Source organism: Pseudomonas sp. PS02302 (genome assembly GCF_029959585.1).
Classification (GTDB): domain Bacteria; phylum Pseudomonadota; class Gammaproteobacteria; order Pseudomonadales; family Pseudomonadaceae; genus Chryseomonas; species Chryseomonas aestiva.
Genome location: NZ_JASCON010000008.1, coordinates 36,762 through 58,511, shown reverse-complemented (window position 1 = coordinate 58,511; position 21,750 = coordinate 36,762). Strand labels below are relative to the sequence as shown.

The 21,750-nt window shown below is 68.1% G+C and carries 20 protein-coding genes; 6 read left to right on the top strand and 14 right to left on the bottom strand.

Features of this window, described 5'->3' with window-relative positions:
* Positions 1-15 precede the first annotated feature (15 nt).
* From QMX82_RS04720 to QMX82_RS04700, 5 genes are all read right to left on the bottom strand, one after another.
* The gene (locus QMX82_RS04720) at positions 16-1,476 is read right to left on the bottom strand and encodes a GntT/GntP/DsdX family permease (RefSeq protein ID WP_133863186.1); all 1,461 of its coding nucleotides are present in this window, start codon (positions 1,474-1,476) and stop codon (positions 16-18) included.
* A 139-nt stretch (positions 1,477-1,615) separates the two neighbouring features.
* On the bottom strand, positions 1,616-2,254 hold the full coding sequence (otnC, locus tag QMX82_RS04715) for a 3-oxo-tetronate 4-phosphate decarboxylase (protein ID WP_282281393.1): 639 nt from the start codon (positions 2,252-2,254) through the stop codon (positions 1,616-1,618).
* Positions 2,251-3,543 (bottom strand): 3-oxo-tetronate kinase, encoded by a 1,293-nt coding sequence (gene otnK, locus QMX82_RS04710; protein ID WP_282281392.1) that lies wholly within the window; start codon positions 3,541-3,543, stop codon positions 2,251-2,253. The genes otnC and otnK overlap by 4 nt, the downstream gene beginning before the upstream one ends.
* A 5-nt stretch (positions 3,544-3,548) precedes the next feature.
* On the bottom strand, positions 3,549-4,442 hold the full coding sequence (gene ltnD, locus QMX82_RS04705; protein WP_282281391.1) for an L-threonate dehydrogenase: 894 nt from the start codon (positions 4,440-4,442) through the stop codon (positions 3,549-3,551).
* Between the two features lie 22 nt (positions 4,443-4,464).
* Entirely contained in the window at positions 4,465-5,169 is a 705-nt protein-coding gene (locus QMX82_RS04700) for a FadR/GntR family transcriptional regulator (RefSeq protein WP_044341678.1), read from the bottom strand.
* Positions 5,170-5,361: 192 nt separating this feature from the next.
* On the opposite strand from QMX82_RS04700, the gene dksA reads away from it, so the two are divergent.
* Positions 5,362-5,766 (top strand): RNA polymerase-binding protein DksA, encoded by a 405-nt coding sequence (gene dksA, locus QMX82_RS04695; protein WP_282281390.1) that lies wholly within the window; start codon positions 5,362-5,364, stop codon positions 5,764-5,766.
* 1,221 nt (positions 5,767-6,987) lie between these two features.
* On the opposite strand, the gene pdxY is transcribed toward dksA, so the two are convergent.
* Positions 6,988-7,881 carry a pyridoxal kinase PdxY gene (pdxY, locus tag QMX82_RS04690; RefSeq protein WP_282281389.1) on the bottom strand — a complete coding sequence of 298 codons (894 nt, stop codon included), beginning with the start codon at positions 7,879-7,881 and terminating at the stop codon, positions 6,988-6,990.
* 183 nt (positions 7,882-8,064) lie between these two features.
* Between pdxY and QMX82_RS04685 the strand changes: the two genes are divergently transcribed.
* On the top strand, positions 8,065-8,502 hold the full coding sequence (locus QMX82_RS04685; protein ID WP_133863180.1) for a DUF4345 family protein: 438 nt from the start codon (positions 8,065-8,067) through the stop codon (positions 8,500-8,502).
* Positions 8,503-8,520: 18 nt separating this feature from the next.
* On the opposite strand, the gene QMX82_RS04680 is transcribed toward QMX82_RS04685, so the two are convergent.
* The gene (locus QMX82_RS04680) at positions 8,521-9,453 is read right to left on the bottom strand and encodes a LysR family transcriptional regulator (protein ID WP_282281388.1); all 933 of its coding nucleotides are present in this window, start codon (positions 9,451-9,453) and stop codon (positions 8,521-8,523) included.
* Positions 9,454-9,573: 120 nt separating this feature from the next.
* On the opposite strand from QMX82_RS04680, the gene fpr reads away from it, so the two are divergent.
* Positions 9,574-10,353, top strand: coding sequence for a ferredoxin-NADP reductase (fpr, locus tag QMX82_RS04675; protein ID WP_282281387.1), 780 nt, complete (start codon positions 9,574-9,576; stop codon positions 10,351-10,353).
* A 137-nt stretch (positions 10,354-10,490) separates the two neighbouring features.
* Positions 10,491-11,177: a dihydrofolate reductase family protein gene (locus QMX82_RS04670; RefSeq protein ID WP_208692260.1), complete on the top strand. Its 687-nt coding sequence runs from the start codon at positions 10,491-10,493 to the stop codon at positions 11,175-11,177.
* Here QMX82_RS04670 and QMX82_RS04665 read toward each other — a convergent pair.
* The 6 genes from QMX82_RS04665 to QMX82_RS04640 form a co-directional block, all read right to left on the bottom strand.
* Complete coding sequence (locus QMX82_RS04665) at positions 11,174-13,417, bottom strand: putative bifunctional diguanylate cyclase/phosphodiesterase (protein ID WP_282281386.1); 2,244 nt, start codon at positions 13,415-13,417, stop codon at positions 11,174-11,176. The genes QMX82_RS04670 and QMX82_RS04665 overlap by 4 nt on opposite strands.
* A gap of 351 nt (positions 13,418-13,768) precedes the next feature.
* On the bottom strand, positions 13,769-15,145 hold the full coding sequence (gene ppnN, locus QMX82_RS04660; protein ID WP_280305924.1) for a nucleotide 5'-monophosphate nucleosidase PpnN: 1,377 nt from the start codon (positions 15,143-15,145) through the stop codon (positions 13,769-13,771).
* Between the two features lie 119 nt (positions 15,146-15,264).
* On the bottom strand, positions 15,265-15,960 hold the full coding sequence (tsaA, locus tag QMX82_RS04655; RefSeq protein ID WP_282281385.1) for a tRNA (N6-threonylcarbamoyladenosine(37)-N6)-methyltransferase TrmO: 696 nt from the start codon (positions 15,958-15,960) through the stop codon (positions 15,265-15,267).
* A 31-nt stretch (positions 15,961-15,991) separates the two neighbouring features.
* Positions 15,992-16,264 (bottom strand): hypothetical protein, encoded by a 273-nt coding sequence (locus QMX82_RS04650; RefSeq protein WP_158896490.1) that lies wholly within the window; start codon positions 16,262-16,264, stop codon positions 15,992-15,994.
* Positions 16,265-16,333: 69 nt separating this feature from the next.
* The gene (locus QMX82_RS04645; protein ID WP_282281384.1) at positions 16,334-16,960 is read right to left on the bottom strand and encodes a CatB-related O-acetyltransferase; all 627 of its coding nucleotides are present in this window, start codon (positions 16,958-16,960) and stop codon (positions 16,334-16,336) included.
* Between the two features lie 54 nt (positions 16,961-17,014).
* Complete coding sequence (locus tag QMX82_RS04640; RefSeq protein ID WP_282281383.1) at positions 17,015-17,758, bottom strand: haloacid dehalogenase type II; 744 nt, start codon at positions 17,756-17,758, stop codon at positions 17,015-17,017.
* Between the two features lie 100 nt (positions 17,759-17,858).
* Between QMX82_RS04640 and QMX82_RS04635 the strand changes: the two genes are divergently transcribed.
* On the top strand, positions 17,859-18,446 hold the full coding sequence (locus tag QMX82_RS04635; RefSeq protein ID WP_263259430.1) for an HAD family hydrolase: 588 nt from the start codon (positions 17,859-17,861) through the stop codon (positions 18,444-18,446).
* 92 nt (positions 18,447-18,538) lie between these two features.
* Positions 18,539-20,728, top strand: a complete 2,190-nt coding sequence (locus QMX82_RS04630; RefSeq protein ID WP_282281382.1) for a hybrid sensor histidine kinase/response regulator — start codon at positions 18,539-18,541, stop codon at positions 20,726-20,728.
* A gap of 2 nt (positions 20,729-20,730) precedes the next feature.
* Here the strand turns inward: QMX82_RS04630 and QMX82_RS04625 are convergent, their stop codons facing one another.
* Positions 20,731-21,732 (bottom strand): alpha/beta hydrolase, encoded by a 1,002-nt coding sequence (locus tag QMX82_RS04625; RefSeq protein WP_282281381.1) that lies wholly within the window; start codon positions 21,730-21,732, stop codon positions 20,731-20,733.
* Between the last annotated feature and the right edge of the window lie 18 nt (positions 21,733-21,750).

Here is a 21,750-nt window from a genome sequence, read left to right as displayed (position 1 = left end):
GGCTTGTCTCCCAGATCAGACGAAGGGCCAGAGCAGCAGGGTGATGGCGAAGCCCAGGCACCCCAGCAGGGTGGTCAGGACGGTCCAGGTACGCAAGCCGTCGGCGACGCTCAGGCCGACCAGCTTGGTGAAAATCCAGTAGCCGGCGTCGTTGATGTGCGACACGGCCAGACCACCGGCGCCCATGGCCAGGCAGAGCAGGGCCATGTGGTTGGCCGAGAGGTCCAGGGTGGCGATCAGCGGGCCGAGGATGCCGGCGGTGGTGACCAGGGCCACGGTGGTGGAACCCTGGACCGCGCGCAGCAGCAGGGTCAGCACGAAGCCCAGCGCCAGCACCGGCAGGCCGGTGGCGCGCAGCAGTTCCGAGACCACCGCGCCGATGCCGGTGTCCACCAGCACCTTGCCGAAGACGCCGCCGGCCCCGGCGATGAGGATGACCATGGCCACGCCGGGCAGCGCCGAGCCGATGACATCCGAGACCTGCTCGCGCGACCAGCCGCGGCGGAAGCCCAGCACATAGGCGCACAGCAGGGTGTCGATCAGCAGCGCTACCAGGGGCGCGCCAATCACGGTGAAGATGTCGCGCAGCAGGTTGCCGGCCGGTAGCCAGCTGGTGGCCAGGGTGCCCAGCAGGATCAGCACGATGGGCAGCAGGATCAGGGTCACCACCAGGCCGAAGCCGGGGGCCGGGGCGGGCGGCAGGCCGGCGGCGAGGCCGGCCGGGGTCTCGTCGACCTTGACCGCGGCAGCGCCGAGGCTGGGCAGACCGGGGGCCATGTCCTGGCCGCGGCCCCATTGCTGCAGGTGGGTGTCGGTGATCTGCGGACCGTAGACGTCGCTGCGGATGTCGTCGGTCATCGGGTAGTGACGACGGGTCATGCGCCCGGCCACCCACCAGCCGATCAGGGCCAGCACGGCGGTGATCGGCAGGCCGAACAGCAGCACCCGACCCAGGTCGGCGCCCAGCTGGCCGGCGGCGGCCACGGCGCCCGGGTGGGGCGGCAGCATGGCGTGCACCGTGAGCATGGTGGCGCACATCGGCAGGGCGAAGACGATCAGCGGCTTGCGCGCGGTGCGGGCGATGCCATAGGCCAGCGGCATCAGCACGATTACGCCGACCTCGAAGAACACCGGGATGCCGACCAGGAAGCCGGCCAGGGTCAGGGCCAGCGGTGTGCGTCTGTTGCCGAAGCGCTCGATCAGCGTCTTGGCCAGGGCCTCGGCGCCGCCGGAGAGTTCGATGATGCGGCCGATCATGGCGCCCAGGGCGATGATGATGGCGATGTGGCCGAGGATCTTGCCCATGCCGCCTTCGATGGTGGCAACCAGCTTGGACGGTTCCACGCCAGCGGCCAGGGCCACCAGGATGCTCACCAGCATCAGCGCCACGAAGGGCTGGAATTTGTACTTGAGAACCAGGAACAGCAGCAGGGCGATGCCCGCCGCGGCGATGAGGACCAGCAGCAACGGACTCATGAGCGGAACTCCGGGCGGGTAGGGCTGACGACGTGGGACATGGCACTTTCCTCGCTATTGTTGTTTTTCCAGGGCAAGCCGATCCCGCGACGGCCGGCGAGGGCCATCGTGGGGGTGTTGCGGTAGCGCGGGCTTCAGGTCACCAGATGGCGCCGAAGGTCTCCGCCAGTTCGGCCAGGGCGGCGGCATCGAGCGGCGCCGGGCGCGGCTCGCTGAGCAGCCACAGCCGCGCGGTTTCTTCCAGCTCCTCCAAGGCGAAGCTGGCCTTGCTCACGCTGCTTTCCCAGACCACCGGACCGAGGCGTTCGAGCATCACGCCCCTTACCCGGTTGGCCAGTTGCGCCACCTGCTCGGCGACGCTGGCGGCGCCGGGGCGGGCATAGGGAATCAGCGGGATATGGCCGACCTTCATCACCTGGTAGGGGGTGATGGGTGGCAGGATGTCGTCCGGGCGCCAGACGCCGGCCAGGGTCAGGGCCACCAGATGGGTGGAGTGGGTGTGCACCACGCCGCCCACGCCGGGATTGCGGTCGTAGACCTGGCGATGCAGGGCCAGGGTCTTGGACGGCTTGTCGCCGGAGACCCAGTCGCCGTTCAGGCCGACCTTGGCGATGGCCGCCGGATCGAGGCGACCGAGGCAGGCGTCGGTGGGGGTGATCAGCCAGCCGTCTTCCAGGCGGGCGCTGATGTTGCCGGCGCTGCCCACGGTGTAGCCGCGGGCGTAGAGGCTGGCGCCGACGGTGCAGATCTCTTCGCGCAGACGGGCTTCCACGCTCATGCCTGCTCTCCTGCCAGCTGGCGCAGCGCCTTGGCGAAGAAGTCGCGGCTGCCGAAGTTGCCGGACTTGAGCGCCAGGGCCAGGGGTTCGCCCTGCACCTGGCCGAGGGTGGCCGGCACGCCCGGATCGATCTGGGCGCCGATGCGCAGGACCTGTACGCCCAGGGCCTGGACCACGGCGCCGGAGGTTTCGCCGCCGGCCACCACCAGACGGCGTACGCCGCTGTCGAACAGGCCCCGGGCGATCAGGCCGAGGGCGCGTTCCACCAGTTCACCGGCGCGCGCCACGCCCAGCTCGCGCTGGATGGCCTTGACCTCGTCGGCGGGACTGGTGGCATAGATGAGCACGGCCTGGCCCTGGTCACGCGCCCAGGCGAGGGCGGCGTCGATACTGTCGTCACCCCGGGCCAGGGCCAGCGGATCCAGGCGCAGGGCCGGGCGGCCGGCTTCCAGCCAGGCGGCGACCTGGCCATTGGTGGCCTGGGAAGCGCTGCCGGCCAGCACGGCTTCGCCACCGGCGGGCAGCGCCAGGGCGGCGGCATCGTGCGCCTGGAGCAGGCCGGCGCGGCGGAAATTCTCCGGCAGGCCCTGGGCGATGCCCGAACCACCGGTCACCAGGGGCAGTTCGGCACAGGCCGCGCCCAGGGTGTGCAGATCGGCGTCGGACAGCGCATCGGCGATGGCCAGGCGATGACCGGAAGTACGCAATTCGGCGATGGCCGCGCGCACGGCCTCGGGGCCCTTGGCGACCTGATCGTAGCGCAGCAGCCCTACCTTGCCGCGGCTCTGCGCCTGCAGCACCCGTACCAGGTTGGCGTCGCCCATGGGCGTCAGCGGGTGGTGCTGCATGCCGGACTCGCTGAGCAGCTGGTCCTGCACGAACAGGTGGCCGCGGAACAGGGTGCGCCCGGTTTCCGGGAAGGCCGGGCAGGCCAGGGTGAAATCGCAGTCCAGTGCCTCCTGCAGGGCCTCGGCTACCGGGCCGATGTTGCCTGCGGCAGTGGAATCGAAGGTCGAGCAGTACTTGAAGAAGAATTGCCGGCAGCCGCGCTGGCGCAGCCAGGCGAGGGCGGCCAGGGATTCGCTCACCGCCTCGGCGGCCGGCGTGGTGCGGGATTTCAGCGCCACTACCACGGCGTCGGCGGCATCCAGTTCGGCGTCGGCCGCAGGCACGCCGATCACCTGCACAGTGCGCATGCCGCCACGCACCAGCATGTTGGCGAGATCGGTGGCGCCGGTGAAGTCGTCGGCGATGCAGCCCAGTAGCGGGCGGGTCTCGGTCGCGCTCATGGGTTTCACTCCGCGGCCTTGGGCAGCTCGATGCCCGGGAAGATCTTGATCACCGCCGAGTCGTCTTCACGACCATGGCCGGCGGTGGAGGCCTGCATGAACATCTGGTGGGCGGTGGCCGACAGCGGCAGCGGGAATTTCGAGGTGCGCGCGGTATCCAGCACCAGGCCCAGGTCCTTGACGAAGATGTCCACGGCGGACAACGGGGTGTAGTCGGCCTTGAGGATGTGCGGTACGCGATTCTCGAACATCCAGGAATTGCCGGCGCTGTGGGTGATGACCTCGTAGAGGGCGTCCGGATCGACGCCTTCGCGCAGGCCCAGGGCCATGGCCTCGGCGGAGGCGGCGATATGCACCCCGGCCAAGAGCTGGTTGATGATCTTGACCTTGGACCCCTGGCCGGGGGCATCGCCCAGGCGATAGACCTTGCCGGCCATGGCGGCCAGTACCGCCTCGCCCTTGGCATAGGCTTGCGCGGTGCCGGAGGTCATCATGGTCATCTCGCCACTGGCGGCCTTGGCGGCGCCCCCGGAGAGCGGGGCGTCCAGCAGCAGGATGCCGCTCTGGGCCAGGCGCTCGCCCAGCTCGACGGCGTAGGCCGGGGCCACAGTGGCGCAGGCGATCACCAGGCTGCCCGGCCGCAGGGCAGAGGCGGCGCCGCCTTCACCGAACAGCACGGCTTCGGTCTGCTCGGCATTGACCACCACGGTGATGAGGATGTCGCAGCTGTCGGCCAGGGCCGCGGGCGAGGTGCAGGCCACGCCGCCTTCGCTGGCGAAGCTTTCCAGCACGCTGGCGCGCACATCGCAGGCATGCACGGCGAAACCCGCACGCAGCAGCGAGCGGGCGACGCCCAGACCCATGGCCCCGAGGCCGATGACACCGACATTGTCTTGCATCTTGTTGTTCTCCGTAAAAAGGTCAGGCGAAGCCGGCCTGCCGCAGGCGGCGGGCGGCGTTGTAGATGTGCTGGCGGGCGGCGTTGGCGGCGGCCAGGGGATCGCCGAGGCGGATGGCGGCGACGATGGCCTGGTGTTCTTCGTGCACCTGACGGGAGAAGTCCTCGCGCCGCGCCTCGTTGGTGCGGGTGATGCGCGTGGCCGTCTCCAGGTACTGGCTGACGAATTCCAGGGTCCTGATGAAGTAGGGATTGCCGGTGGCCTGGGCAATGGTGCGATGGAAGGCCACGTCGGCGCGGACCCCGTCATGGCCGTCGGCGACCTCTTCGTCGATGGCGGCCAGGGCCTCGTCGATGGCCACCAGATCGGTCTCGCTGCGATTGATGGCGGCTTCGGAGGCGATCTCCGCCTCGATGGCGCGCCGCAGGTCCAGCAGGTGGAAGACGCTGCCGGGCAGGCTGGCTTCGTCGGCGTCTATGCGCAGCGGGCGGATGCTGGCGTGGGCCGTGACGAAGATGCCGCGCCCCTGCTGGGGCTGCAGCACGCCTTCGTTCTTCAGCCGCGAGATGGCCTCGCGCACCACGGTGCGGCTGACGCCAAAGGCTTCGGACAGCAGGGCTTCGCTGGGGATCTTGCTGCCGGGGGCGAAGACACCGGCTTCGATCTTGTCCAGCAGCTGCTGAGCGACGCTGTCGCTCAGCACATTGGCGGGAACCTTGGCGAACATGGAGACTTGCTTATGTGGTTGTAAGGTTGTCATACAGGTTGTGGCGCTACTTTCGCACAGGCTTTTGCCGTTGTGTAGTGGTTTTAACGGAGGCACTACGGAATTTTTGTGATGGGTTCTACGGCTGGCAGATGCAGGCTAGAGCCGCTGTTAAGTGTTATAATATAACATTTACCGGTTGAGGGCTGCCCCATGACTCCTGAAGAACTCCTGGCACAACCTGCCGCGGACTACATGAACGAGGTCCAGCGGGAATTCTTTCGTCGACTGCTGCTGACCCAGCGTGGCGACCTGCAACGCCTGATCGACGAGCAGGTGGAGGACCTGCGCGGCCTGGACACCCACGGCGATCCGGCCGATGTCGGCAATGCCGAGCGGGAACGCCAGTGGCAACTGCGCCAGCTGGAACGGGAAAAGAAGCTGCTGGACAAGATCGACGAAGCCCTGGAGCGCCTGGCCCGCGACGACTACGGCTGGTGCGAGGAGACCGGCGAACCCATAGGCCTTGCCCGCCTGCTGCTGAGACCCACCGCGACCCTCAGCGTGGAAGCCAAGGAGCGCCAGGAGCAGCGCGAGCGGCATCTGCAGTCGTCGTGAGGGGGCGGTAGCCGGGCTTTCCCTCACCCCAACCCTCTCCCAGGGGGAGAGGGGGTAAAGCGGACCCGTAGGTTGGGTTGAGACAGCTTCATCGTCGAAGCCCAACAGGCGGGTAGGGTGGAAAACCGCGCAGCGTTTTCCGCGCGTTCAATGGCTCAGGCATGACGGCTTTCCCTCACCCCAACCCTCTCCCAGGGGGAGAGGGGGCAAAGCGGATCCGTAGGTTGGGTTGGAGGCAGCTCCATCGTCGAAGCCCAACAGCGCGGGGTAGGGTGGAAAACCTCGCAGCGTTTTCCACGCGTTCAATGGCTCAGGCATGACGGCTTTCCCTCACCCCAGCCCTCTCCCAGGGGGAGAAGAGGCAAAGCGAACCCGTAGGTTGGGTTGAAACAGCCCCATCGTCGAAGCCCAACAGCGCGGGGTAGGGTGGAAAACCGCGCAGCGTTTTCCACGCGTTCAATGGCTCAGGCATGACGGCTTTCCCTTACCCCAACCCGCTCCCAGGGGGAGAGGGGGCGAAGCGCACCCGTAGGTTGGGTTGAGACAGCGCCACCGTCGAAGCCCAACAGCGCAGGGTAGGGTGGAAAACCGCGCAGCGTTTTCCGCGCGTTCAATGGCTCAGGCATGACGGCTGTCCCTCACCCCAGCCCTCTCCCAGGGGAGAGGGGGCAAAGCGCACCCTTAGGTTGGGTTGAGACAGCCCCACCGTCGAAGCCCAACAGCGCGGGGTAGGGTGGAAAACCGCGCAGCGTTTTCCACGCGTTCAATGGCTCAGGGATGACGGCTTTCCCTCACCCCAACCCTCTCCTAGGGGGAGAGGGGGCGAAGCGCACCCGTAGGTTGGGTTGAGACAGCGCCATCGTCGAAGCCGAACAGCGCAGGGTAGGGTGGAAAACCGCGCAGCGTTTTCCGCGCGTTCAATGGCTCAGGCATGACGGCTGTCCCTCACCCCAGCCCTCTCCCAGGGGAGAGGGGGCAAAGCGCACCCTTAGGTTGGGTTGAGACAGCCCCACCGTCGAAGCCCAACAGCGCGGGGTAGGGTGGAAAACCGCGCAGCGTTTTCCACGCGTTCAATGGCTCAGGGATGACGGCTTTCCCTCACCCCAACCCTCTCCTAGGGGGAGAGGGGGCAAAGCGCACCCGTAGGTTGGGTTGAGACAGCTTCATCGTCGAAGCCCACAGCGCCCGGCACCGGTGGGCTTCGCTGGCGGCCAATCCAACCTACGCCAGCCGCTGCGCCTCGAACAATTCGCCTGGCCGCACGATCTGCTCGCGGGCGGCGATCAGCGGCAGGTCGCGGCTGCCGGGGCCGGTGCGGGCGACCAGGGCGTAGAGGGCGCTGACCGCATGGGACGCCGCGGCGGGGGTGGACTGGCCGTTGAGCAACTGGCCCAGCAGCACCGCGGAGAAGACGTCGCCCATGCCGTTGGGCAGCGGCTGCAGGTCCAGGTAGGGCGTCTGCACCAGCCAGGCATCCGCGGCTTCCACTACCAGGGTGCTGAGGACGTCGGTGGGCAGGTCCGGGGTGCGCAGGCTGGTGATGACGATGGTCGTGGGGCCCGGTTGGCCGCGGCGACCGAGCAGAAGCCGGGCGGCGTTCACGGCGTCGGCGGTGTCGGCCAGCGGCTGGCCGTGCAGCAGCTCGAATTCGTACTGGTTGGGGGTGATCAGGCTGGCCTGTTCGATGGCGCGGCGGCGCAGGAAGTCGGGGATGCCGGGGCGCACGAAGATGCCGCGGCCGACGTCGCCCATCACCGGATCGCAGAGATACTGCAGGTCGCTACGCTGGCGGCGGATCTCCTGCACCACGCCGAGGATCACCTCGCCGATGGCGGCGTCGCCCAGGTAGCCGGAGAGCACCGCCACGCAGCGCTCCAGCACGCCGCGGGCGCGCAGGCCGTCGAGCACGTCGTGGATATGCTCGGGCGGAAAGACCTGGCCCTTGAATTCGCCGTAGCCGGTGTGATTGGAGAATTGCACCGTGTTGACCACCACCGGCTGCAGGCCAAGCAGCTGCAGTGGCAGGGTGGCGGCGGCATTGCCGACGTGGCCGTAGGCGACATGGGACTGGATGGACAGCACCAGCGGCGGCTGGGCGGGCAGGGCGGCGGGCATGGCGATCTCTCGGGCGACGGGCTCGGGCAGGAGCCGGAAGGGTGGAGGCCTGCAGCTTACCCCAGCCCTTCCGGCGAACCCTAACCCGCTTGCGGCGGTCTGCATCGGCAGTGCAGATCGCTCCCGGCGCTGGCTACACTGGAGCGGCTGTCATTCGTCTCTAGCCCCAAGGAGAAACGGGGAATGTCCGAGCTTCGCTTCGCACGTCTGGTGTTGGGTCTGCAGGCCCTGGTCTGGTTTGGCCTCGCCCTGGCGCATTGGTTCTATCCCTACGAGATGGCCAATGCGCGCGGCATGGTACTGATGGATTCGGCGTCGGTGGCCGAGGCGCGGGTCTGGTACGGCGGCATGCAATTCGCCTTGGCGCTGTTCGCCGTGCTGGCGTTTCGCCGAGCGGAATGGCTGTCGGCCGGCCTGCTGCTGGTGGCCTTCGTGCAGCTGACGCTGTTCGTGGTGCGGCTAATCAGCGGCGTACTGGGCGAGTCGGCCACCGCCGAGCTGGATCTCTATTCCCAGGGCTATCGCCTGGTGATCGGCATCCTGGCCCTGCTGGCGCTGCGCGCCCACCGCCGCCACGAGCAGCGGGAGCTGGAGAATCGCCGCCTCTACCAGGGCCAGTAGGCGGACCGGCGCCAGCCGCTAGCGTCCGGGACGGGGCCGCGCGGTGTCGATCTGATCGCTGCGGCTCAGGCCCAGGGTCAGTTGGCGACAGAGGTCGAGAAATTCGACCATGGCCCCGGTCTGGTACTTCTGCTTGTGCCAGATGAAGCAGAACTGGCGACGCAGATCCAGGGTCGGCGTCTCGATGGGCACCAGGGTGCCGCGGGCGAAGGCATCGCGCAGCGCCAGCCGCGACAGGCAGCCGATGCCCAGCCCCGACTCCACCGCGCGCAGGATGGCCTCGGTGTGTTCCAGCTCCAGGCGCACGTCCAGTGGCTGGGCGTGGTGCCGCATGGCCTGGTCGAAGGTCAGGCGGGTGCCGGAGCCCTGTTCGCGCAGGATCCAGGCCTGGGCTTCCAGTTCGGCCTGGGTGGCCTGTCTGCCTGCCAGGATGTGTCCGGGCGCGCAGAACGCCACCAGTTCGTCCTCGATCCAGGGTTGCACCTCCAGATCCGGATGCTGGCAGTCGCCCTCGATCAGGCCGAGGTCGATGTCATGGTTGGCGATGCGCTGCACCACGCTGGCGGTGTTGTGCACGTGCAGCCGCACCCGGCAGTCGGGATGGCGCTGCATGAAGTCGCCCAGCAGCAGGGTGGCCAGGTAGTTGCCGATGGTGAGGGTCGCGCCGACCTCCAGGGAGCCGAAGCCGGTCTTGCCGCGCAGCAGGTTTTCCACCTCGGCGCTGCGATCGAGCAGGGCCACCGCCTTGGGCAGCAACTGGCGGCCCAGGGCGTTGAGCGTCAAACGCTTGCCGGCGCGGTCGAACACCCGGCAGTCGAATTGCCGTTCCAGTTCGCCCAGGGCGGTACTGGTGGCCGACTGCGACAGACTGAGCGCCTCGGCCGCCCGGGAAACGCTTTCCTGGCGGGCCACGGCGACGAAGACCTCGAGTTGACGCAACGTGAATCTCATATCTGCCTTTTGGATAACCTATATTCGAATTATTCATTTCACGGATATTTTCCCCCTCTATAAACTGTCGCGCAATTTCTATCCAGCCCCGGGCTGTACCGATTTTTCCTGGAGTCATCGATGAGCAACCTGTACACCGAGCGCGTCCTGAGCGTTCATCACTGGAACGACACCCTGTTCAGCTTCAAGACCACCCGCAATGCGGGCCTGCGTTTCGAGAACGGTCAGTTCGTGATGATCGGCCTGGAGACCGAAGGCGGTCGTCCGCTGATGCGTGCCTACAGCATCGCCAGCCCCAACTATGAAGAGCACCTGGAGTTCTTCAGCATCAAGGTGCCGGACGGCCCCCTGACCTCGCGCCTGCAGCACCTCAAGGAAGGCGACAACCTGATGGTCAGCCGCAAGCCCACCGGCACCCTGATCCTCAGTGACTTGAAGCCCGCTAAGCATCTCTATCTGCTGAGCACCGGCACCGGCATGGCACCCTTCCTGAGCACCATCCAGGATCCGGAGACCTACGAGCGCTTCGAGAAGGTGATCCTGGTCCACGGCGTGCGCTACGTGAACGAGCTGGCCTATGCCGACTTCATCACCAAGACCCTGCCGGAGCACGAATTCATCGGCGACCTGGTCCGCGAGAAGCTGATCTACTACCCCCTGGTCACCCGCGAGGAATTCCGCAACCAGGGTCGTCAGACCGACCTGATGCGCAGCGGCAAGCTGTTCGCGGACATCGGCCTGCCGCCGATCAATTCGCAGGACGACCGCGCCATGATCTGCGGCAGCCCGAGCATGCTGGACGAGACCAGCGCCGTGCTGAACGAATTCGGCCTGACCATCTCGCCGCGCATGGGCGATCCGGGCGACTACCTGATCGAGCGCGCCTTCGTCGAGAAGTAACGCGATCCGGCTTCCCGAAAACCCGCCCTCCGGCGGGTTTTTCGTTTCCGCGACCCGGCGGGCTGAACTCCCCCGGCGCCGGATCGGTCGGTTGCTGCAAGGCGTGTCATGGCGACGCGCCACTGCCGGGAGCCCCCATGAAGCCCTATGTGATCTGCCATATGATGTCATCGGTCGACGGTCACGCCCTCACCGACGGCTGGGACCGTGCCGTCAAGAAGCAGGCCGATGCCACCTACGAGCGCCTGGCCGAGCGCTTCGCCTTCGATGCCTGGGCCTGTGGCCGGGTGACCATGGAAGAGATCGCCCACGGCGAGGGCTATCCCACCGGCGTCGCCCAGGCGCCCATTCCGCGTACCCACCATTTCGCCCGGCGCGATGCCGCGAAGTACGCCATCGCCATCGATCCCCAGGGCAAGGTGGCCTGGAAGAAGAACGAGGCCCTGGATTCCCATGTGGTGGCAGTGCTCACCGAAGGGGTCAGCGACGACTACCTGACGCACCTGCAGAACATCGGCGCCTCCTATGTCTTCGGCGGCAAGGATGAACTGGATCTGAGCGCCGTGCTGGAGCTGCTGAACGCCGAACTGGGCATCGAGCGCCTGGTGGTGGAGGGCGGTCCCCACGTCAGCGGCTCCTTTGTCGCCGCCGGCCTGGTGGACGAGATCAGCGTGCTGATCATCCCGCTGGTGGATGGCCGCGGTGCCCATCCGGCCTCCTTCGAGATCGCCGAGCAGGCCTGGCAACAGCCCCTCTACCTCAAGCTGGACGCGGCCGAAGCCCAGGATGACGGCAGCGTCTGGCTGCGTTATCGCCGCGGCTAGCCGAGCGCCTTGGCCAGGGCCAGGGCGTCGGCATCCGCTTCCGCCTGGGCCTCTGCCTGGGCCTGGGCCTGCAACGGACAGACCCCGCTGGCATAGCGGGCGATCACCTCGGGCACCTGGGCCAGGGGGACCGGGCGGCTGATGTGGTAGCCCTGGATGAAGTCGCAGCCCAGGGCGCACAGCAGCCGTAGCTGCTCCAGGTGTTCGACGCCCTCGGCGGTGACCTTGAGCTTGAGCGGTCGGGCCATGCCGATGATGGCCTGGACGATCTGGTGATCGGCATTGCCCTCGGCCAGCCCGGTGACGAAGGAGCGATCGATCTTCACGGTGTCGATCGGCAGGCGCTTGAGATAGGCCAGCGACGAATAGCCGGTGCCGAAGTCGTCGATGGACACCGTCACGCCCAGGTCGCGGATGCGCTGCAGCAATTCGGCGGTGGGCTGCACGTTCTTGACCAGGGCGTTCTCGGTGACCTCCAGCTCCAGCCGTCGCGGCGATAGCCGGTGGTCGTCCAGGCGCCAGGCGATCTGCCCGGGCAGGGCGTCGTTGCTCAGGCTGAGCGCCGAGCAATTCACCGCGATACGCAGGTCCGCCAGGCCGGCGGCGCTCAGCTCGGCCAGGTCCTTGCAGGCGCGCTTGAGCACCCAGGCGTCCAGTTCCTCGATGAAGCCGTTGGCCTCGGCCACGCCGAGAAAACAGTTGGGCGCCAGCATGCCCAGGCGCGGATGATCCCAGCGGATCAGGGCTTCGGCCTTGTCCAGCTGGCCGCTGGCGACATCGAGGATCGGTTGGTAGTAGAGCTGCAGGCCGCGTTCCTCGACCAGCGCCTCGCGCAGTTCGGCTTCCAGCTCCAGCTGCAGCGAGATCTTCTCGCGCAGGGTCTCGTCGAAGAAGCTGTAGGTGTTGCGGCCATTGCCCTTGGACAGATAGAGCGCGAGATCCGCGCTCTTGAGCAATTCTTCGCAGCAGCCGCCGTCGCGCGGATAGAGGCTGATGCCGATGCTGGTGGTCATCACCAGGGTGCGGTTGCCGATGGTGACCGGATTGCGCAGCCGCTCCAGGATGCGCTGGGCCAGGTGCCGGGCCTCGTCGGGGCCGGCGAGGCTGGCGAGGATGCAGAATTCGTCGCCGCCGAAGCGGGCCACCAGATCGCCTTCGCGCACCGCGTCGCGAATGATCCTGGCCATGGCCACCAGCAACTGGTCGCCAGCGTCGTGGCCGAGGCTGTCGTTGATGCGCTTGAAGTGATCGATGTCGAGAAACATCACCCCCAGGCTGCGCCCCTGCTGGGCGTGGCGTTCGAGGATCTCGGCGAAGGCCTGGTTGAAGGCGCGGCGATTGTGCAGGTCGGTGAGGGGATCGTAGTGCGCCGCCTGTTGCAGCGAGGCGCGGGCTTCGTCGAGCTGGCCGACCAGGGAATTGACCCGCTCCAGGTCGTTTTCCTTGCGCTGCAGCTGGCGATCCGCCCAGGCCGCGCCCAGGCCGCCTATCCCCAGGAGCAGGGCGATGATGGCGATGCCGACGCCGAGCTGCCAGGAATTGCTGGCGCCCTGCAGGGGGCTTTCGGTCTCGGCGGGTGCGATCAGCACCATGGACCACATGCCGGTGAAATGCATGGCGGCGATCGCCAGGCCCATCACCAGGGCGGTGGCGATGCGCAGCCAGCGATAGATGCCGGTGTAGTGGCGGCGAAAGATCTGGATCAGTTGCAGGGCGGCGAAGCTGGCCCCTACGGCGATGCCGATCGACAACAGGAAGGGCAGCGGGCGATAGAGCACCACCGCCTCGGTGTGCACCGCGGCCATGCCGGTGTAGTGCATCAGCACGATGCCCACGCTCAGCACCGTGCCGGCCTTGAGCCGCTGACCCAGGGTGAGGTCGGGCTGACTGAGGGCGGGCATGGCCATGAGTCCGGCCAGCACCACGATCAGCAGCGAGGCCACGGTGATGAAGAGGTCGTAGTGCACCCGGGTGGGCACGGTGAAGGCCAGCATGGCGATGAAGTGCATGCCCCAGACGCCGAAGCCGAAGCTCAGGGCGCCCATCAGGCTCCAGGCACGCCGCCGCGCCAGGGTACGGGTCTGGCCGATGCGCTCGGCGAACACCAGGGTGACGTAGCAGGCACTGACGGCGACGAGATAGGCGAGCGCCACCAGCCAGCCATCATGCTGGCCGTGCAGGTGCACCTGCTCCTGGGCAAGAGGGGCGACGAGGAAGTCGAGTCCCAGCCAATTATTCATTCCGTGGCCTCGGCAGGAAGTCTGGCGCGGCTGGAGGAAGACGGCCCGGCGGGATCTCCGACCCGGGTAGATTTCACCACGGCAACCTGCGCTCTAAGGTTAGCTTGCCTTGCCCTATCGGCGTGGTGAAGAGGGGCTTGAGCCCGGAGTCCTGCAGTTAGCGCGCGAGGTTTTTTTGGAGCGGCAAAGTCACTTGAATACCCGGCAGACGCAGGCCGGCCAAGGGCTCTGGATAGCTAGCTAGCGACTTTTTGATAGCACCTGGCCAGCGCTGTGACCGTTCGTCGAACAGGCTGCTGACGAACGGTCACGATGGGATAAAAGCGGCCGAAAAGGCCTACGTGAAAGGATTCAGCTGACCACGCGATAGCAGGGCTCGTAGGCCGCGCCGCCGGGCAGCTTCATGCGGTGCTGCTCGACGAAGGCCTGCAGCAGCCGATCCAGCGGACGCATGATGTCGGGATCGCCATGGATCTCGTAGGGCCCGCGCTCCTCGATCAGCTGGATGCCCTTGGCCTTGACGTTGCCGGCGACGATGCCCGAGAAGGCGCGGCGCAGGTTGGCGGCCAGCTCATGGGGCGGCACGGCATGGGTCAGCTGCAGCGCGGCCATGTTCGCGTGGGTGGGATCGAAGGGGCGCTGGAAGCTTTCCTCGATGCGCAGCAGCCAGTTGAAGTGGAAGGCGTCGTGGCGCTCGCGACGGAATTGCTTGACCGCCTTGAGGCCCTGGGCCATCTGCCGGGCCACCTCGACCGGATCGTTGACCACGATCTGATAGTGGCGCTGGGCGGCTTCGCCCAGGGTGGCGCCGATGAAGGCGTGCAGCTGCTCCAGGTAGGGCGCGGCGCTCTGCGGCCCGGTGAGCACCACCGGGAAGGGGATGTCCTGGTTGTCCGGGTGCATGAGGATGCCCAGCAGGTAGAGGAACTCCTCCGCCGTGCCGGCGCCGCCCGGGAAGATGATGATGCCGTGGCCCGCGCGGACGAAGGCCTCCAGGCGCTTCTCGATGTCGGGCAGGATCACCAGTTCGTTGACGATGGGATTGGGCGCCTCGGCGGCGATGATGCCCGGCTCGGTAAGGCCCAGGTAGCGACCGCCCTGCAGGCGCTGCTTGGCGTGGGCGATGGTGGCGCCCTTCATCGGCCCCTTCATCACGCCCGGGCCGCAGCCGGTGCAGATGTCCAGGCTGCGCAGGCCGAGTTCGTGACCGACCTTCTTGGTGTACTTGTATTCCTCGGTGCTGATGGAGTGACCACCCCAGCACACCACCATCTTCGGCTCGACGCCCGCGCGCAGGGTGCGGGCGTTGCGCAGCAGGTGGAAGACGTAGTCGGTGATGCCCTCGGAGCTTTCCAGATCGATGCGCAGGCTGCTCTGTTCGCTCTCGGTGTAGACGATGTCGCGCAGGGCGCTGAACAGCATCTCGCGGGTGCTGGCGATCATCTCGCCGTCGACGAAGGCATCGGCCGGGGCGTTGATCAGTTCCAGGCGTACGCCGCGGTCCTGCTGGTGAATGCGGATCTCGAAGTCCTGGTAGGCCTCGAGGATGGTCTTGGCGTTGTCGCTGTGGGCGCCGGTGTTGAGGATGGCCAGGGCGCACTGGCGAAAGAGCTGGTAGAGGTTGCCCGAGCCGGCGGCGCTGAGCTGCTGGACCTCGCGCTGGGAAAGGGTCTCCAGGCTGCCCTTGGGGCTGACCTGAGCGTTGATGACCTGTCTGCTTGGAGCCATAGATGCTTCCCTATCGGTGATACGGCCGAACGGCGGCCGTAGCCGGGTGCGGATCGCCTCATGCGATCCGGCAATGTCATTGTTGGGGCCTTGGCCGCCGGAATGCAAACCGGGCGGCGTCAGGACGCCGCGGTCACGTCCAGCACCCGGATCTGGTGCGCGGTCGGATAGTGCCAGTGCACCTCCACATCCCAGAGGCGCACCCCATAGCGGCGCTCGGGCGTCGGCACCTGGTAGGCCGGCCGGGGGTCCTGGGCCAGGCACTGCTCGATCAGCTCGGCCAGGGGCTCGCCCAGGCGCTGGCCGTGGGCCTCGGCCTGCAGCCGCGCCGCGTCCGCCCAGCCTACCGCCAGGGCCGGCGGCGGCGCCTCGGCGATGGCGTTGTGGGCGCCCGGCGGGCTGTCGGCGTAGGGCACATAGGGCTTGATGTCCAGCACCGGGGTGCCGTCGAGCAGATCAATCCCCGAGAGCAGCAGCCGTCCCGGTTCCAGGCCGTCGAGGCGGACTACCGACTGGCCGATGCCGTTGGGCCTGTGGGTGGCGCGGGTGGCGAAGACGCCCAGGTAGCGATTGCCACCCAGGCGCGGTGGCCGCACCCGCAGGCGCGGCTGGTTTTCCAGCGCCTGGTGGAAGAGGAACAGCAGCCAGACATGGCTGACGCCTGCCAGGCCCTCCACCGCCTCGGGCCGGTCGAAGGGCGGCAGCAGCTCCAGCACGCCACGGGCGGCCGGGGCCAGCGCGGGTTGCCGGGGAATGGCGAATTTCTCCTTGAAGCAGGAGCGGACGTGGCCGATGGGGGTGACGCTGTGCTGCATGGGGCGGGGCCGTCTGACGCAGGGCCGGTCATTATGCCCTGCCCGAAGCCTCCGCGACCGCCGCGGCCGACGCCTCGCCGGCGTTGCGGCGCACCCCGCGCAGATTCATCGCCGCCAGGCCCAGTTGCAGCACGATCAGGGCATAGGCCTCGGCCTGCAGGCCCCAGGCGATCCACAGTCCATTGCTCAGCAGGAACACCCAGAAGCCGAGGTTGCGCCGGCCCTGGCGCTGGGAGGCCACCAGCCAGGCGGCGAGCAGGGTGATGGCCATCGCCGGCCATTGCAGCAGATCAAGTGCTTCCATGGAAAACCTTCAAAAGAATGACTAATGAAGGTGAGCCCTGGAAAGCGTCCCGAGTTCCGGGCGCCGGATTCAGGGCGCCGGATGGCGCGCCCGGGCGTAGGCGATGAAGCCGTCGATATCGGCGCTGCACAGGTGTTCGCCGGCAGCCAGGATCTCCGCCTCGGGCCAGTCCCACCAGGCGATGTCGAGCAGCGCCTGGCAGGTGGCCTCGGCAAAGCGTCCCTTGATGAAGCGCGCCGGGTTGCCGCCCACCACCGCATAGGGTGGCACGTCGCGGGTGACCACGGCACCGGCGGCCACCACGGCGCCATGGCCGATGGTGACGCCGGAAAGGATCAGCGCATCGGTGCAGATCCAGCAGTCGCTGCCGATCACCACGTCGCCGCGGGTGCCGCCGTAGTCCCTGATGTGGGCCAGGTCGTCGACGAAGGCGGGGAAGGGATAGGTGGTCACCCAGTCCAGCCGGTGCAGGCCGCCGAGGAGGATGCGCACGCCCTCGGCGATGGAGGTGTAGCGACCCAGGCGCAGGGTGGCGCCTTCCTTGAGATCGAACACCTTCGGCGCGCCATAGGTACCGGCGCCGATCTCGTAGTCGGGCAACTCACGGCGCAGGCGCGCCGTGCGCTGATGCAGGCGGGGCAGGGCGGCCAGGGCCTGGCGTTCACGTTTCTTGCGCAGCTTGTCGAGAAAACCCATGGCGATGCCCTGGCGAAAAGTATCCGGCAGGATACCGAAGCGCCCGGGCCGCGCTCAATCGTCGGGGTCGGGTTGATCGCCCGCGAGCACCGGCAGGCCCAACTGGTCGGCGAGATCCTGGAGATCACTGGCTTCCAGATCCCAACCGCCGCTGGACACCTCGCCACCGGCCGGGCCCTTTTCCCGTGGGCGCTCGATGAAGGCGGTGGCCAGCCCCAGCTCCTTGGCCGCCTGCAGGTCGCCGTTGTGGGCGGCGCAGAGCATTACCTGTTCCGGTTGCAGGTCGAGCAGGGCGCAGGCGCCCAGGTAGACCTCCGCGGCCGGCTTGTAGCGCTGGAAGAGATCGGCGCCAAAGAGCATGTCCCAGGGCAGTCCGGCGTGGCGGGCCATGTCCAGCAGCAGGCTGACGTTGCCATTGGAGAGGGCGCAGACCGGATAGCCCTGGCGCAGCCGCGTGAGACCCGGCACGGCATCGGGCCAGGGGGTCAGCTGGTGCCAGAGGCGATTGATCCAGGCCACCTCGGCGGTGGTCAGGCCGACCAGCCCATGGCGTGGCAGCAATTCGTCCAGCGCCAGGCGATGGACCTCGTCGAGGGGCAGCCAGGGCAGGCTGCGCGCGGCGATCTGCGGCAGGATGGCCTCGTAGGCTTCGGCGCGCCAGGCATCGGCCAGCCGCTCCCAGTCGCCCCGGACGCCATGCTTGGCCGACAGCCCTTGCAAGCCCTCGACCAGGCTGCCGCGCCAGTCCACCACGGTGCCGAAGACATCGAAAAGTAGCGCCCGAACGGTCGTCGTCATGGGTAGACTCCTGCGGAAGGTTGTCTCCACCAGACGGAGCACGCATGACCGGGGTTCCCCCGGAGTGCCCGAAGGTCACCTCTCGCCAAAGGATCCCTGCATGACACTGCGTCACCTCAGCCACTGGGTGTTCGACCTGGACGGCACCCTGACCCTGGCGGTACACGACTTCGCCGCCATTCGCCGGCACCTGGGCATTCCCGAGCAGGCCGACATCCTCCACCACCTGGCCGAGCTGCCGGCCACCGAGCGCGAGGCCAAGCACGCCTGGCTGTTCGAGCACGAACGCGAACTGGCCGTCGCCGCCCGCCCGGCACCGGGTGCGGTGGCCCTGATCCGTCGCCTGCACGAAGAGGGTCGCCCGCTGGGCATCCTCACCCGCAATGCCCGGGATCTGGCGCTGCTGACCCTGGCCGCCATCGGCCTGGAGGACTGCTTCGATCCGCCTGCCGTGCTGGGGCGCGACGAGGCGGCGCCCAAGCCCGATCCGGGTGGCCTGCTGCGGCTGGCCGACCTCTGGCAGGTGGCGCCGGCCCGCCTGGTGATGGTCGGCGATCACCGCTACGACCTGGAGTGCGGACGGGCCGTGGGCTGCCACACCCTGCAGGTCAATCAGCCGGGCGATCCCTGGCCGGCGGCGCGTGACCAGCGCTTCGAGACCTGCGCGGAGATCCTGGCGGCGCTCTGACGCTGGAAATCTGCCCGTTAGGCGTAAATAGTCTGTTGTTTACCGGGTCGCTGGCTAAGATGCCTACTTCGGGTCCAGGTCGTGCCAGCCGTATGAGCCTCCACACGCTTTCGAGCGATCAGCCGTTCTCCGGCGATCTGCGCCAGTACGAGCGCCAGACGCTGGAAAGCCTTGCCACCGGGCTGCCCCTGACCCAGGTGCTGCACGCGCTGCTGCAGCGGGTGGAGGCCCTGGCCCAGGTCCGCCTGCACGCCTGCATCCTGTTGCTCAGCGAGGATGGCCGCTATCTGCAGGACGGCATCGCGCCGAGTCTGCCGGACGCCTACAGCCGCGATCTCGGTCGGCTGGAGATCGGCCCGCTGGCGGGCTCCTGTGGCACCGCCGCCTATCGCCGCGAAGCCGTCTATGTCGAGGACATCGCCTGCGATCCGCTGTGGGCCGGCGCTCGCGACCTGGCGCTGCGCTATGGCCTGCGCGCCTGCTGGTCGATGCCGCTGCTGGCCCTGGATGGCCGACTGCTGGGCACCTTCGCCAACTATTATCTGGAGCCGCGGCGCCCCCTGGCCGCCGAGCGCGACGCCTTCCGCCTGGTCACCGAGACCGCCGCCCTGGCCATCGAGCGCCATCAGGCGGATCTGCTGCTGCGCGAGAGTGAAGACCACTATCGACACCTGGTGGAACTCAATCCCCAATACACCTGGACCTGCGATCCCAGCGGTCGGCGCATGGTCTTCTCGCCGCGCTGGCAGCAGCTGACCGGCCAGCCGGTACTGGAAGCCGAGAGCTTCTGGGCGCTGCTGCATCCTGACGACCGCCGGACGACGCGGCAGGCCTGGGACGCCGCGCGTAGCGCGGGTCAGGCCTACGACCGGGAGCACCGGGTACGGGTGGCGGACGGCAGCCACTGCTGGCTGCGCACCCGTGCCTATCCGCGGCGCGATGAAGCGGGCGCCGTGATCCGCTGGTACGGCACCAGCGAAGACATCGACGACCGCCGCGAGGCCGAGGAGGCCCTGCGCCGCGAACGCGCCACCCTGGAGCTCCAGGTGCGGGCACGAACCGCCGAACTGGAGGAGCGCAATCGCCAGCTGCGCGAGGAGATACAGAGTCGCGCCCAGGCCGAGGAGCTGCTGCGCCAGGCGCAGAAGATGGAAGCCGTGGGCCAGCTCACCGGCGGCATCGCCCATGATTTCAACAACCTGCTGGCCGGCATCCAGGCCAGTCTGGATCTCATGCGCCGCCGCCTGGCGCCGGAGGCGCTGAACGGGGTCGGCGGTCTGCTCGCTACCGCCACCCAGTCGGTCGGCCGGGGCGCCAGTCTGACCCATCGGCTGCTGGCCTTTTCCCGCCGCCAGACGCTCAATCCCCAGGCGGTGGACGTTACCCGGCTGATCGGCGACTTCCAGGAGTTGCTGCGGCACAGCCTGGGGCCGCAGATCCGCTGCCAGCTCGAACTGGACGCCGAACTCTGGCTGGTCGACGCCGATCCGCACCAGCTGGAAAATGCCCTGCTCAACCTGGCCATCAACAGCCGCGATGCCATGCCGGCGGGCGGCACCCTGACCATCCGCGCACGCAACTGGGTGCAGTCCGACGCCGATCCGGCGCTGCCGGCGGGCGACTACCTGCTGATCGAGGTGGGCGACGATGGCGTGGGCATGACGCCAGCGGTGCTGGAACGGGTCTTCGAGCCCTTCTTCACCACCAAGCCGGTGGGCCAGGGCTCGGGCCTGGGGCTGTCCATGATCTATGGCTTCGTCCGCCAGTCCCGTGGCCAGGTCAGCGTGACCAGCGCGCCGGGGCAGGGCTGCCAGGTGAGGCTGCTGCTGCCGCGCCACCCGGCCCTGGCCGTCCAGGCGTCCCTTGCCGTGGCCAGCGCCCCGACCGCCCGTGCGCTGCCCGATGTCCGGGTGCTGCTGGTGGAAGATGATGCGGTCATTCGCCAGTTACTGGTGCAGGTGTGCGTTGACCTCGGCTGGCGCTATCGCGACGCCGTCGATGCCGAAGCGGCGCTCGCGGCGCTGCGCGAAGGCGAGGGCTTCGACCTGCTGATCACCGATGTCGGATTGCCGGGGTTGAACGGCCGCTTGCTGGCCGGGGCGGCCCGTACCCTCAGACCCCACCTGCCGATTCTCTTCATCACCGGTTATGCGGCGGGCAACGAACCCCCCGTGCCCCTGGTCGGCGAGCGCATGGCGCTGCTGGGCAAACCCTTCACCCTGGAGGCCCTGGTCGCCCAGGTGCAGGAGCTGCTGGACGCGCCCGCGGCCCTGGAGCGCTGAGGCTAGTCGCCGGCGCCGAACAGCGCCCGGCGGCCGGCGGGCGAGGTGAAGATGGCGTCGCCATTGTGGCCGACGCCGGGGACCTCGACCAGCCGCTGGCGCAGCCCCGGATGACGGCCTTGCAGGTAACGGTAGTAATTCAGTCCGCGGGCCAGGCGATAGGGGCCCTGGGCCTCGGCGGCGCAGCCCTTGTCCAGCGCCGGATGGTTGGGATTGGTGTCCTCGGCGCCCAGCAGATAGGTGAGGTCGAGCCCTGCATAGTGCTGCTCCAGGCTGGCCGCCGGGCGTCCTTCGGCATAGGCCGGCAGGCCCTGCATGCCGTATTTCCAGGTGTCGTAATCCGGGCAGCTGGCGGCGTCGGCGAAGGGCACGGGCCGGCCCTGGGCATCCGGACGGCGGGCATCGAAATAGGCATAGGACGACGGATTGGCCACTACGTATCTCAGGCGGATGCCGCGGGCGGCGAGGGCGCGCTCGCCCTGGCCGAGCACGGCATAGCGCTGCACCACCTGGCCACCGCCGGAATGCCCGGCGATCACCACCTCCTGCAGATTGGGCAGCAACCGGCGCTCCGCCAGCCGTGCGAGCAGGGCGTCGAACACCGCGAAGCTGCTTAGCGGCTGCGGGCCCAGGGCGGGTTCGCCACCCATCCAGGCATTGCCCTGCCAACGCAGCAGGGTGTCCGGCAGCTGATGCCGCTGGACATCCGTTTCGTTGAGGAACTGCGGGGCGATCACCAGGGTGTCCGCCGCGGCGCCGGCCGCCGCCGTGGCCGTCTCGCCGGAGCGGAAATAGGTCGCGGCATTGCGCAGGCGACCATGCACGATCACCAGGGCGCGGCGGATTTCCGGATGGGGCTGGTTCCAGTCGGCCGACAGCTGCAGGGTAGCCTGCGCCTGGCCGATCGGTAGCCGGTCGCTGACGATGCGGGCGACCCCCTCACGAGGCGCCGCCAGGGCGGAGCCCCAGGCCAGGGCCAGGCACAGCGCGAGCAGGCGACGCATCGGGATCTCCCGGTAGAG